We start from the raw sequence: 12,338 nt of genomic DNA on the forward strand, positions 1-12,338 counted from the left end.
CGCCGGGCTGGCGCGTTGACTTTCCCCTCTTGCCTGCTAGGTTGCGCCGCGATGAAATTTGCTCTCTACACCCTAGCGGCGCTGTGTCTTTGCCTGCCGATGGCGCAAGCGGCTGATTCCAAAGCGACTCCTAAACCGACGCCCAAACACGTCACCATTAAGGCGATTTCGAGCTCCGAGATCACTATCGACACCGGCGTCGTGGCCAAGACGTACAAGCTCGACGACCACACGGTCTACGTATTCCAAGGGCAGCGGGTGCCCCAGAGCGACGTCAAGGCGGGGATGCGCGTTAACGTGACCCCTTCCTTTGACGGCAAGAACGCCACGATGGTCACCGCCACCGAAGCCCCCAAGGCGACTCCCGCGCCAGCCGCCGCGCCCTCAGCGGCTGCCCCGAAGGCGACTCCCAAGAAATAACCGGCGGTTTCCTACCGGGCCGTCACGCTGACGGTCTGAATCTCCCGGACCGTTTCGCCGCCGATCTGTTGCAGCACGCCCACCGAAAGGTCCACGGGCGCGCCTTTACCCGCCCGGGATAGGAGGTTCTGCACCTCATCCGGGCTGTTGACCTGGAAGCGCCCCACCTTGTAAAGCACCAACCCCCGGCGCAGCCCTACGCGGGCCGCCGGGCTCTGGGCCTCCACGTCGGAAATCAGCACCCCGGCTTGGTCGGGCAGTCCGAGGGCATCGCTCAAATCAGCCGTCATGGCCTGGACCGAGATGCCGAGCCTGCGCCGGGAAACATCGGCGAGCTGATTCTTTTTCGCCTGGGCCGGGTTCTGCGCATCGCGTTTAAACTCCTCCACCTTTTCCGCCACCTTCTTGGCCGGAATGGCAAAGCCGATCCCTTGGGCCGGGACGCCCTGAGGCGTGTAAGCCAGCTTGGCCGAGGCCACGCCGACGAGCTTGCCAGAAAGATCCACCAGCGGGCCGCCGCTGTTGCCGGGGTTAATCGCCGCGTCCGTCTGGAGCAGCCCCTCATACTGGACCTGATCCACGCTCAGATTGCGGTTCGTGGCGCTCAGGATGCCCCGGGCCACCGAATGCCCGTAGCCGAGCGGGTTGCCGACAACGAGCACCGTTTCGCCCAGCAGATTCGGCGAGACATCCCCGAGCGAGATGTAGGGCAGGGGCGTCTGGCTCTCGATCTTGAGGAGCGCCAAGTCCACCGAAGGGTCGCCCGTCACATAACGGGCACTGTACGTCTTGCCGTCGGGCGTCGTGACCTGGATCTTCAGATCCTCGGCCCGCTCCACCACGTGCTCATTGGTAATAATGTAGCCCGAGGGGTCCACGATGAACCCCGAGCCGAGGCTCTTGACCTTTTGCTGGATTTCGCGCCGGGGGGCCGCCTGGCCGCCGAAGTACTGGTTAAAGAAATCCTCGTACGGATCGCGCACGGCGCGCCGGATGATCCGCTCCGTGTTGATATTGACCACGGCGGGAAGCGATTTGGCGACCGCCGCGACGGCCGGTTCGGCAGCCGGATTGGCGGCGTTGGGTTCGGGTTCGGCCTGCCCCGGGACCAGGGAAGCGCCCAGCAAGGCGAGGACCGTCAGAAAGTGCTTTCGGTTCATGGTTGTTACGGGATTTATGACACCAAACCGGGCGGTTTGCTCAAAAATCGCGGGAAGCAGCGAAATTCAGGACGGCGGTTACTGCCCGCTCAATGCCGTGTAGATGGCCTGGCGCAGGCGAATCTGCTCGTCGAGCTTGCGCCGGAAATAGTCGTAGGTGTCGGGAAAGTTATACGCGTTGATGTCCGAACGGCTCAAGTAGGTAAGCTCCCCCAGAATACGGTTTGCCGCGGCCTTGCGGCTTTGCCCATCGAGGGTGGTGCCGAAGGCGGGGCCGCGGGGCGAGGTCTGGACCGCGTGCCGCATGGCGGCGGTTTGGAAATAGCCTTGGTAAATGCGGTTACCGTGGCTGTATCTAAAGAGGGTAACGAAGTCCTCGCTGAGCTTTTCGATTTGCTCCAGCGCCACCGCCTGGGCGTGGAAACGTGGCCAATTCAGCGGTTCCCAAGCCCTCACAGAATCGAGCCGGTAGCCGAACCGCCGGGCTTTCTCCGATATGCCCTCCTTGGCGTTGCGATCGACATCGTGAACGAGGAGATACGTGGCAACGCCAATGACCTGGCCCGTTTTCTCATGCACAATGGGGCTGCCGCTGTTGCCCGGGACAAACGGAGCATCCACTTCGACCAGGTTGGGGCCGATCCCCACGACTTTTCCCTTGATGGAGGTGACGACCCGGGCACCCTCGGCATTCCCGAACACGACGACGGAATCGCCGATGTGGGCATTTTGTTCCACGTTTTCCATCAAGCGAAACCCCTGTCCGGCGAATTTAAGGTCCGTGGTTTCAAATTTAACGATATCGTGTCCCACGGCCACGGCGCTGGATCTCACCGGGAACGTTTCTCCGCCCAGGGTGAGCAGTTGAAAGGAATCGTTGGCGGCGGCTACATGAGCATTGGTTATGGCCACGGTGGTGCCATGCATCTCACAGAGGAAGCAGCTTCCGCGCCCCTTGCTGCCATCGACAATGAGGAGCGCCCGGCTGTGCGCCGCCAGGTAGCTTGCCGTGGAAAAACGGTTGATCACGGGGAGGTATTTCCCAACGGGAACAAACCAGATCAGCAGGATCAGCGCTGCGGCGCAAAGGGCCAATGTCTTTGCCATGACCTCCGGATTATGCGCGGGGAGAGGAGACAGGGTCAAGATTTACGCCCATTAGGTGATATTTCGCTTCGCATCCATGCGTAGGTGCGCTTATATTCAGCCCGGAGTCGCCCAAGCCACCATGAGGACCTCGCTCGTAAACGCCTTTAACGCAGCACTTTTGGATGGAACGTATGAACGCTGGAAGCACGATCCAGCTTCCGTCGATCCCAGTTGGTCAGCCTTCTTCGAGGGCTTCGAACTCGGGGCCTCGCCTCAATTCCAGGGCGCACAGGCTGCACCAACCGCCGCTCCCTCTGAAGATTTGCAAGCCGCGCCGTCCGAGGTCGCCGAGGGAGGGCATATCCCCGCCATTCCCGCCGGAATGCGGCCCGAGTTGCCGCTCCAGACCCGCGTGGACGGCCTCGTTTACGCCTACCGGACCCTGGGCCACTCCATCGCACATCTCGACCCCATCCACGGCTCCCGGCCCGAACAGCCGCTCTTGAAGCTGCGGGAGCTTGGGTTTAGCGAAAAGGACCTCGATCTAACCGTGGCCTCCAAGTTTTTCCGGGGTGGCGAGCAGATGCGCTTGCGCGATTTGATCGGCACCCTGGAGGCGATCTATTGTAGCACTCTGGGGGCGGAGTTCATGCACATCCAGAACCCGCGCGTGCGCAACTGGATCCGCGACCGCCTGGAGAGCCGCCAGCCGGAGACGGCCTACCCCGCCGAGATCCAGAAGGCCGTCCTGCGCGAACTTTGCGAGGCCGAGAGCTTCGAGCACTTCCTGCACACCCGCTACGTGGGCCAGAAACGCTTCTCGCTCCAGGGCGGGGAGTCCCTCATGGTCATTTTGCAGACCCTCTTTGAGACCTCCCCCGCCAACGGCGTCGAGGAGATCGTCATGGGCATGGCCCACCGGGGCCGCCTGACCGTGTTGGCCAACTTCGTGCGGAAGTCCCTCCGCGTCATCTTCAGCGAATTCAGCGAAAACTACGTACCCGACACCGTCGCGGGCGATGGCGACGTCAAGTACCACCTCGGCTACCAGTCCGTGCGCACCACGCGCGACGGCCACGAAGTGGAGATCCGCCTCGCCTCCAACCCGAGCCACCTTGAAGCGGGCGACCCCGTCGTCATCGGCATGACCCGCGCCCGCCAGCGCGTCCGGGGCGATACCGAGCACCGCACCAAAGTCCTCCCCGTCCTTGTCCACGGCGACGCCGCCTTCGCGGGGCAGGGGATCGTGGCCGAGGTCTTTAACTTCTCGCAGCTGCCCGGCTACAAAGTCGGCGGCACCGTGCACGTCATCGTTAATAACCAGATCGGCTTCACCACGCTGCCCGCCGACGCCCGTTCCTCCGTCTACGCCTCCGACGTGGCGAAGATGATCGAAGCGCCCGTCTTCCACGTCAACGGTGACGATCCCCTGGCCGTGCTCTACGTCACCGAGCTGGCCTTTGCCTTCCGACAGCAGTTCCACCGCGATGTCGTTATCGACATGCTTTGCTATCGCCGTTATGGCCACAACGAAGGCGACGAGCCCACCTTTACCCAGCCCGATCTCTACGCGCTCATTGAGAAACACCCCCCGGTTACCAAACTTTTTTCCCAGCGCCTCATCGAGAACGGCATCCTGACCGCCGAGGAATCCGAGGCCCTCGACGACGAGTACAAGAAGAAGCTCGAAACCACCCTGGAGGAAGTTCGCAAAGCCGCTGCCGAGCCCGTCAACCCCCTTGCCGAATCGACCGCCGTCTTCCAGCCGCCCTACTCGCACGACCGGGTCGATACCGCCGTCCCCAAGCGCCAGCTCGACCAGATCGTCGGGGCCCTCACGCGCATTCCCGACACCTTCCACGTCATCCCGAAGCTCCAGCGCCTCGTCCTCGACCGCCGTGCCAAAGCCCACGCCGCGGGTGGCCCCTACGACTGGGCCTTCGCCGAGCAGCTCGCCTTTGGGTCCCTGCTTCTGGAGGGCGTCCCCGTGCGTCTCTCCGGCCAGGACAGCCAGCGCGGCACTTTCAGCCAGCGCCACGCCGTCCTCTTTGACGCCGAGACCAACGAGCCCTACATCCCGCTCCAGCACATCGGCGAAGGCCAGGCGCGGCTCTGCATCTATAACTCGCTGCTGTCCGAGGCCGCCGTGCTCGGCTTCGACTACGGCTACTCGCTCAACTACCCCACCATGCTCTGCATCTGGGAGGCGCAATTCGGCGACTTCGCCAACGGTGCGCAGGTCATCATCGACCAGTTCATCGCCCCGGCGGAATCCAAGTGGCAGCGGCCCAGTGGCATCACGCTCTTGCTCCCGCACGGCTACGAAGGCCAGGGCCCGGAGCACTCCAGCGCCCGCATGGAGCGCTTCCTCCAGCTCTGCGCCGAGGATAACCTGCAAGTCGTCGACCCGACCACCCCCGCGCAGTACTTCCACCTCCTGCGCCGCCAGATGAAGCGCCCCTTCCGCAAGCCGCTCATCGTCTTTACGCCCAAGAGCCTGCTGCGTGCCGAAGCGTGTGTCTCGGCCATTGGCGACTTCACCAAAGACCGCTTCCACGAAGTCCTCCCCGGCCCCCTCCTGGGCAGCCCCGAGGAAGTACGCCGCCTCGTTTTCTGCACCGGCAAAGTCTACTACGACCTCATTGCCGAGCGCCAAAAAGCCGGGCATACCGATACCGCCATCATCCGCATTGAGCAGCTCTACCCGTTCAACGAAGCCGCCGTGAAAGAGGCCATCGCCCCCTTCGCCAACGTGGACGACCTCGTCTGGTGCCAGGAAGAGCCGCAGAACATGGGCGCCTGGCGCTTCATCTACCCGCGTCTTGGCACCGTGCTCCACGCCCACCTGCGCTACGCGGGCCGGGCCGAGGCCGCCAGCCCCGCAGTCGGCGCACTGGCCCTCCACCGGATGGAACAACGGCAACTCGTCGAGGAGGCGTTTAAAGGAAAATGAAATCCCTTTTGCGTTTTTTGCGCCTTTTTGCGGTTAAAAATTCATTCCCCATATGAGTCTCGAAATCAAGATCCCCTCGGTCGGCGAATCCATCGTCAGCGGCGTGCTCTCTGTTTGGCACAAAAACGAAGGCGAGACCGTCGCGGCGGGCGACATCCTTTTCACGCTAGAGACCGATAAAGTCTCCACCGAAATCACCGCCGAGAAGTCGGGCGTGCTCCATCAACTTGTGCCCCAGGGCGAGGAAGTGAAAATCGGCCAAGTCGTCGCCACCCTCGAAGAACCCGGCACCGGCGCGCCCGCTCCCGAGCCGAAAGCCGAGGCCCCGGCCCCCGCGCCCGCCCCGGTCGTCGTCGCGCCCAAAGAAGAGCGCTTCACCCGCAAGAAAATGTCCCCGCTGCGGCGCAAAATCGCCGCCCAGCTCGTCATGGCGCAGCAGACCGCCGCCATCCTGACCACCTTCAATGAGTGCGACATGAGCGCCGTCATGGAGCTGCGCAAGAAGCACCAGGAGGCGTTCGTCAAAGAACACGGCGTCAAGCTCGGCTTCATGTCCTTCTTCTTGAAAGCGGCCGTCGTCGCGCTGCAATCCGTGCCCGCCATCAACAGCCGCATCGACGGCGAGGACCAGATTCTCAACCACTACTACGACATCGGCGTCGCCGTCGGCACCGAGCGCGGCCTGGTCGTCCCGGTCATCCGCGACGCCGATAAAAAGAGCTTCGCGCAGCTGGAGCGCGACATCATCGCCTATGCCCAGAGCGCCCGCGAGGGCAAACTGCGCGTCGAGGACCTGCAAGGCGGCGTCTTCACCATTTCCAACGGCGGCGTCTACGGCTCGATGATGAGCACGCCGATCCTGAACCCGCCCCAGAGCGGCATCCTCGGCCTCCACAAAGTGATGGAGCGCCCGGTGGGCGTCAATGGACAGGTCGCCATCCGCCCGATGATGTACCTGGCCCTGAGCTACGACCACCGCGTCGTCGACGGCAAAGAAGCCGTCACCTTCCTCATCAAAGTCAAGGAGGCCATCGAGGACCCGGCTCGGCTGCTATTGGGTATGTAAAAAGAGGCAAAATTTCACGGACCCAGGGCTCGTGTGATCCCAGGACACAAATAGGGGCGGCGTTCATTCGCCGTCCCTATTTGTTATGATACGATTTACACGGATAAAAGGCATTAAGTCTCACGCAAAGGCGCAAAGAAGAAACGCACCTGCCTTCTTTGCGCCTTTGCGCCTTTGCGTGAGATATTTTTTATAGAGAGGCCGTTTAGTGGCGTTTGACTATGAAAGTCGTATTGCAAGATACGCCTCGATTGCTCTTGGAATTCAGAGCGCGGAGCGCAATACTCCGGCGCAGGATGAAGCCCTTCCCCCCACTCCGTCTCCTCGCCGCCGCCTGCCTTGCCGCCTCGCTTACTGGATGCGAGAAAAAGCCTGCTCCCGCCCCCGTCGCACCGCCTCCGCCTACTCTGGCTCCCGCGTCCCGGGTCACCTCGGCGGTCCCGACCGCCTTCGAAGCCGTCACCAAGCACCTCGACCCCGGCGGCTCGGCCTATTGTTATTTCAACACCGATCAGGTGATCGAGTGGCTCGGCGGGTACTTCACAGCCATGGAGCCCGTGGTCATGCAAGCCGCCACGAGCAAAATGGAACCCGAGGGGAAAGCTCGCACGGAGACCGCCTGGCGCTTTGCCACCCAGTTCGTCAGCCAGTGCGGCATCAAAGACCTCTCCGGGTTTGGCTACAGCTGCATTGCGCTGGAGCCGGGCTATTCCCAGGAAAAAGCGGTTTTCTACCACGACCCGGCCAAAAAAGACGGCCTCATCTGGAGAACCCGTAGCGCCGAGCCCAACGCCCTGCCCTTCCTCGCCTACCTTCCGGCCAATTCCGCCCTTGCCACCAGCGGCAACACAAAACTGCTCCCTATCTGGGAGGAGATCAACCGCCAAGCCGCCAACACCCCGGAGATCAAAGAGATCGTCAACGACGCGGCCAGCGGCTTCCTGAAAGCCACGGGGCTGGACCTCGCCGCGCTCTTCGGCTCGCTCGGGCCGAACTATTCCACCCTCCTCACCCTGGACGAAGCGCACCTGGCGATGATCCCGGCGGGCCAGACGCCCATTATCATTCCTGAACCGGCGCTGACCTTCTGGGCCCAGGTGCAGGACGACCTGCTCATCAAAAAGCTGGAGGAAACGCTTTCCAAAAACCCGATGGCGACCAAATCCGACGTGGAGGGCTGGACCCTCTACACCATCAAGCTCCCGCTGCCCTTCCCCTGGCTGCGCCCGGCTGTCGCGTGGAAGCCGGGGACCGTGGCCCTTTTCAGCAACGCCGCATTGCTGAGCGAAATGCTGGAGGTCAAAGCCGGGAAAAAGCCGGGCCTGGCCGCCAGCCCCGAGTTCATCAAACTGCGCAAGGGCATGCCCGAGAGCGGGGAGGGCTTTGGCTACCTGGCCCCCGTTTTCCAGAAAACCGTCCAGGCGATCCAAGTGGCCACCGCCGGAGGCCAGGACCCGGTCTCCAAGCAGCTCATGGACCGAATCTCCGGCATGAACCGCCCCTCCACGGCCTTTTCCGTCCAGACCCTCACCGAGGCCGGTTCCGTGAGCATCATTCACGAGAAGGACGAGACGAAATAGGTTCAGCAGGCGCGGGGCTTCTTGAAAAAGAGAAGTTCTCCCCGGGGGCGGCCTCTGCTATGATGGCCGCCCTTTATGATTTTGCTCCCTGCCATTGACCTGATGGGCGGCCAAGTGGTTCGCCTCCGCCAAGGAAAAGCGTCTGACAAGACGGTCTACTCCAACGATCCCGCCGCGTTCGCGCGGAAATGGGCCCAGGAAGGGGGCGACTACCTGCACATCGTCGATCTCGATGCCGCCTTCTCCGGCGTTTCGCAGAACCTCGAATCCGTCCGCGCCATCGCCGCCAATGCCGGGATTCCCTGCGAACTGGGCGGCGGAATGCGCAGCGAGGAAGCCATCGCCCGCGCTTTCGAGGCCGGGGTTTCCCGCGTTGTCATCGGCACCCGCGCGGCGGAGTCGGTTGATTTCGTCGCCGCCATGGCAGCCAAGTTCGGCGGCGAGCGGATCGCCGTCGGCATCGATGCCCGCAACGGCGAAGTCTCCGTAAAGGGCTGGACGGAAGGCTCGGGCGTGCGCGCCGTGGATCTCGCCCTCAAAGTCGAGGCCGCCGGAGCCGGAACGATCATCTACACCGACATCGCCACCGACGGCATGTTGACCGGCCCGAATTTCGCCGAAATGGAGAACCTCCTTTCCCGCCTGAAATGCCAGCTCATTGCGAGCGGCGGCGTTTCGTGCGCCGAAGATGTCCTGCGCTTTTCCCGCATGACGGGCCTCTATGGCGTCATCATGGGCAAGGCGCTCTACGACGAGAAAATCGATCTGCCCGCTTTGGTGAAAGAGCTGCAAGCGGCGGCGTAAGCTTTTTTTTAAAACGTATGCGTATCCTATACTTCGACTGCCTTTCGGGAATCAGCGGCGACATGACCGTCGGGGCCCTCTGCGACCTCGGGGTGAAGCCTTCCGCGCTGGAGTGGGAATTGTCCAAGATCGAATTGGGCGACTACCACATGCACTTCGAGCGCCAGGCCCGCCACGCGATTGAAGGCGTCAAGTTCGGCATTCACGAAGGCGCGACGCATACGCCCGACCAGGACGAGGACCACGGCCATCATCATCATCACGAGCACGAGCATGGCCATGACCACGATCACAACAAAGCCCATGAGCATGTCCACGAACACGGGCACGAGGGCTGCACCTGCGGCCATGCCCATCATGAGCACGAGCATGAGCACGCTCATGAGGAGCACGGCCACTCGCATGAACACGGTCATGAACACACCCACGAGCATGGGGAACACGAACATGCTCATGGCCGCACGCATGCGGAAATTCGTGCGCTCATCGAGGCGTCGGACCTGAGCGCCTTTGTCAAAGTCCATGCGCTTTCGATCTTCCACCGCATCGCCGTGGCCGAGGGGAAAATCCACGGCAAGACCCCGGAGGAAGTCGCTTTCCACGAAGTCGGCGCGCTCGATTCCATCGCCGATATCATCTGCGCCTGCGTCGGCATCGAACTGCTTGGCGTGGACCAAGTCCGCTTCTCGCCGCTCACCGAGGGGCATGGCTGGGTCGATTGCGCCCACGGGCGTTTTCCCGTGCCCGCCCCGGCTACGCTGGAGATCCTAACCGGCATCCCGCTGGGCCAGGTGGACGAACCTTACGAATTCATCACCCCCACCGGCGCGGCGATCGCAGCGGAGTTCGGTGCGTCTTTTGGTGTCATGCCTTCGATGCGCTTGAGTAAGATTGGATATGGCGTCGGTTCCCGCAAGCTGGAGAGCCGCCCCAACGTCCTGCGGGCCATCCTGGGCGAGACGGACGAACCGGGCCGCGCCCCCTACCTCACGGACACCGTCCTGCGCGTTCAGACCGATCTCGACGACCTTTCGCCGGAAATCGCGGGCAACGTTGTCAATCGCCTCCTGGCCGCCGGAGCGCTCGACGCCTCGTTGCTGCCGCTCCAGATGAAAAAGGGCCGCCCCGGTCTGCAACTCAACGTGCTCTGCGCCGAGGAGACGCTGCCGAAGCTGGCCGACGTGATTTTTTCGGAAACCACCGCCTTCGGCCTCCGCATGGACCGCGTGGATCGATGGAAGCTCGACCGCCGTTTCGAAAAAGTGCAAACGCCCTTTGGTGAGATTACCGTGAAGCTGGGCCTGCGGGGCGGGGAAGTCATCCAGCGCGCGCCGGAATACGAGTCCTGCCGCGAGGCAAGCGAACGCGCGGGCCAGCCGCTGCGGGTCGTCTATGAAGCGGCGATCAAAGCGGCGGAAGGGCTGAAGTAGGCTAGAATTAAAAAAGGAAACGAAGTTTCCAAACGGGATGCAAGGGACAATGTCCCTTGACGGGGGCCGGGGCAGAGCCCCGGAAGCCAAAACTATCGGCAAGGCGGGGGAAAAAAACCGTACTTTTGTGTAGCGGTCTCCATCGCCCCGCCTTGCTCTCGATGGAGAGCGCGAGCGACTCCGCCAAAGCGCCTTGGGCGCTTATCTTTGGGCGTCCCGTCCCCGAAAAATCGCTGCGCTCTTTTCGGGGAGGCAAGGCGGGCACTGGGACAAAGATAACGCGGGGTTAATCAGAGCGCGCCGCTTTGGGAAGGTGGGTTGAGGCCCGCCTTGCTTGAGAAGGGGGAGATGGGAGGCGCTGCCTCCCAAACCCTCCGGCAGGAGGCTTCGCCCCCTGCACCCCGGGGAAACTTCGTTTCCCTTCCCTTACTAGCCTACTCCGGCATATCCACGCTGGCCACGGCGAAGGCGGCGATGCCTTCCTTGCGGCCCAGCGAGCCGAGGCGCTCGTTGGTGGTCGCTTTGATGCCGACGCGGCGGGGCGGGATGCCCAGGGCGGCGGCGACGTTGGCGCGCATGGCCTCCAGGTGGGGGCTGATCTTGGGCGCTTCGGAAATTAAAGAGCTGTCGATATTGACGATGCGCCCGCCCTGCGCCTTCACCAGCTCTGCGCTGCGCCGGACGATCTCCAGGCTCGAAATGCCCCGGATCGATTCGTCGGTGTTCGGGAAATGATGGCCGATATCGGATTCTCCGATCGAGCCCAGCACGGCGTCGGCGATGGCGTGGCAGAGCACGTCGGCGTCTGAATGCCCATCGAGCCCTACCGGATAGTCCATTTCCACACCGCCCAAAACCAGCTTGCGGCCCGCCTCGGGCGAGGCGAACGCGTGAATATCATATCCGATGCCGACAAGGTTCATGGCGTGCTGAGTGAGTGGTGGTTGTGGCGCGCTATTGCGTATTTGCGCGCAAGTTTACGGTTAGTCGATTTCCAGGTTGATCACGCCGTTGTTGGCGTTGATGGAAAGTTTGTCGGGATGGTCGGCATGCGGGGCGGTGGTGCAGATGCCGCCCGCGGCTTCGACGAGCATTTGGCCCGCGGCGATGTCCCAGAGGTTGACGCTCGATTCGATGTAGGCGTCGAGGCGGCCCGAGGCGACGTAGGCCAGATCGAGCGCGGCGCTGCCCATGAGGCGGCATTTGCGGGCCCGAACGACCATTTTTTCGAAAACCGGAAGGCCGGTGTTGATGGAGGCCTTGCTCTTGGCGAATCCGACGGAGAGGACGGCGTCCGAGAGCTGGGCGCGCTTGCTGACTTCGATGGGCTGGCCGTTGAGGAGGGCGGGGCCGCCTTCGGAGACCTGCCAAAGCTCGTTGCGCATCGGGTCCAGAATAACGCCGAGGATCATTTTCCCCTCGTGGCGCAGGGCGATGGAGATGCAAAAATGAGGAATTCCGTAAAAATAGTTCACCGTTCCGTCGATGGGATCGACGATCCACTGGTAGGGGCTCTCCTGGTTGCCCGCGATGCCCTCTTCGCCGTAGATGGCGTGGTCCGGAAAGGCTTCGAGAAGGATGCCGGTGATGAGCTGCTGGGAGCGCACGTCGAGGTCGAGCTTGATGTCGTGCGCGTGAAACTCGTTGACGTCCTTGGCCTTGCCGAAGTTGTCTCTAAGGAGAACGCCGGCGGCCCGGGCTGCTTCGATGGCGATTTTGAGGAAAGAAACCATGGGACTAGCGGGTTGATGTCTGAACGCGGCAAAAAAGGGTCGTTTGCGTTGATGAAGGGTGGAAGAGAATGACATTTTTTACAATCAGATAAATGGCTCTGCT

The 12,338-nt window shown here is 62.5% G+C and carries 10 protein-coding genes; 6 read left to right on the forward strand and 4 right to left on the reverse strand.

Annotation, left to right across the window (positions count from 1 at the left end; translation table 11 throughout):
* Positions 1–51: 51 nt before the first annotated feature.
* Positions 52–420: a hypothetical protein gene (locus B2828_RS06430; protein WP_479632876.1), complete on the forward strand. Its 369-nt coding sequence runs from the start codon at positions 52–54 to the stop codon at positions 418–420.
* A gap of 11 nt (positions 421–431) precedes the next feature.
* Here the strand turns inward: B2828_RS06430 and B2828_RS06435 are convergent, their stop codons facing one another.
* Both B2828_RS06435 and B2828_RS06440 read right to left on the reverse strand, forming a co-directional pair.
* Positions 432–1,580: a trypsin-like peptidase domain-containing protein gene (locus B2828_RS06435; protein WP_479632877.1), complete on the reverse strand. Its 1,149-nt coding sequence runs from the start codon at positions 1,578–1,580 to the stop codon at positions 432–434.
* A 78-nt stretch (positions 1,581–1,658) separates the two neighbouring features.
* Positions 1,659–2,687: a S1 family peptidase gene (locus B2828_RS06440; RefSeq protein ID WP_479632878.1), complete on the reverse strand. Its 1,029-nt coding sequence runs from the start codon at positions 2,685–2,687 to the stop codon at positions 1,659–1,661.
* 121 nt (positions 2,688–2,808) lie between these two features.
* Here B2828_RS06440 and B2828_RS06445 point away from each other — a divergent pair, with 121 nt between their 5' ends.
* The 5 genes from B2828_RS06445 to larC all read left to right on the forward strand — a co-directional run bounded on the left by B2828_RS06445 (position 2,809) and on the right by larC (position 10,502).
* Positions 2,809–5,622 carry a 2-oxoglutarate dehydrogenase E1 component gene (locus B2828_RS06445; RefSeq protein WP_479632879.1) on the forward strand — a complete coding sequence of 938 codons (2,814 nt, stop codon included), beginning with the start codon at positions 2,809–2,811 and terminating at the stop codon, positions 5,620–5,622.
* 52 nt (positions 5,623–5,674) lie between these two features.
* The gene (gene sucB, locus B2828_RS06450) at positions 5,675–6,688 is read left to right on the forward strand and encodes a dihydrolipoyllysine-residue succinyltransferase (RefSeq protein WP_479632880.1); all 1,014 of its coding nucleotides are present in this window, start codon (positions 5,675–5,677) and stop codon (positions 6,686–6,688) included.
* Between the two features lie 296 nt (positions 6,689–6,984).
* Positions 6,985–8,268 carry a DUF3352 domain-containing protein gene (locus tag B2828_RS06455; protein ID WP_479632881.1) on the forward strand — a complete coding sequence of 428 codons (1,284 nt, stop codon included), beginning with the start codon at positions 6,985–6,987 and terminating at the stop codon, positions 8,266–8,268.
* Between the two features lie 75 nt (positions 8,269–8,343).
* Positions 8,344–9,072: a 1-(5-phosphoribosyl)-5-[(5-phosphoribosylamino)methylideneamino]imidazole-4-carboxamide isomerase gene (gene hisA, locus B2828_RS06460; RefSeq protein WP_479632882.1), complete on the forward strand. Its 729-nt coding sequence runs from the start codon at positions 8,344–8,346 to the stop codon at positions 9,070–9,072.
* 17 nt (positions 9,073–9,089) lie between these two features.
* Positions 9,090–10,502 (forward strand): nickel pincer cofactor biosynthesis protein LarC, encoded by a 1,413-nt coding sequence (larC, locus tag B2828_RS06465; protein WP_479632883.1) that lies wholly within the window; start codon positions 9,090–9,092, stop codon positions 10,500–10,502.
* A gap of 434 nt (positions 10,503–10,936) precedes the next feature.
* On the opposite strand, the gene ispF is transcribed toward larC, so the two are convergent.
* Together ispF and B2828_RS06475 are read right to left on the reverse strand one after the other, a co-directional pair.
* Positions 10,937–11,425 (reverse strand): 2-C-methyl-D-erythritol 2,4-cyclodiphosphate synthase, encoded by a 489-nt coding sequence (ispF, locus tag B2828_RS06470; protein ID WP_479632884.1) that lies wholly within the window; start codon positions 11,423–11,425, stop codon positions 10,937–10,939.
* 60 nt (positions 11,426–11,485) lie between these two features.
* Positions 11,486–12,235 carry an inositol monophosphatase family protein gene (locus tag B2828_RS06475; protein WP_479632885.1) on the reverse strand — a complete coding sequence of 250 codons (750 nt, stop codon included), beginning with the start codon at positions 12,233–12,235 and terminating at the stop codon, positions 11,486–11,488.
* Positions 12,236–12,338: the final 103 nt, after the last annotated feature.

The organism is Spartobacteria bacterium UBA695 (assembly GCA_002298145.1).
Taxonomy (GTDB): domain Bacteria; phylum Verrucomicrobiota; class Verrucomicrobiia; order Chthoniobacterales; family Chthoniobacteraceae; genus UBA695.

Excerpts from the sequence above, each read along its gene's own strand:
- hisA (WP_479632882.1), top strand. The coding sequence starts at position 8,344 with ATGATTTTGCTCCCTGCCATTGACCTGATGGGCGGCCAAGTGGTTCGC.
- B2828_RS06440 (WP_479632878.1), bottom strand. The coding sequence starts at position 2,687 with ATGGCAAAGACATTGGCCCTTTGCGCCGCAGCGCTGATCCTGCTGATC.
- B2828_RS06430 (WP_479632876.1), top strand. The coding sequence starts at position 52 with ATGAAATTTGCTCTCTACACCCTAGCGGCGCTGTGTCTTTGCCTGCCG.
- larC (WP_479632883.1), top strand. The coding sequence starts at position 9,090 with ATGCGTATCCTATACTTCGACTGCCTTTCGGGAATCAGCGGCGACATG.
- ispF (WP_479632884.1), bottom strand. The coding sequence starts at position 11,425 with ATGAACCTTGTCGGCATCGGATATGATATTCACGCGTTCGCCTCGCCC.
- B2828_RS06445 (WP_479632879.1), top strand. The coding sequence starts at position 2,809 with ATGAGGACCTCGCTCGTAAACGCCTTTAACGCAGCACTTTTGGATGGA.
- B2828_RS06475 (WP_479632885.1), bottom strand. The coding sequence starts at position 12,235 with ATGGTTTCTTTCCTCAAAATCGCCATCGAAGCAGCCCGGGCCGCCGGC.
- B2828_RS06435 (WP_479632877.1), bottom strand. The coding sequence starts at position 1,580 with ATGAACCGAAAGCACTTTCTGACGGTCCTCGCCTTGCTGGGCGCTTCC.
- B2828_RS06455 (WP_479632881.1), top strand. The coding sequence starts at position 6,985 with ATGAAGCCCTTCCCCCCACTCCGTCTCCTCGCCGCCGCCTGCCTTGCC.
- sucB (WP_479632880.1), top strand. The coding sequence starts at position 5,675 with ATGAGTCTCGAAATCAAGATCCCCTCGGTCGGCGAATCCATCGTCAGC.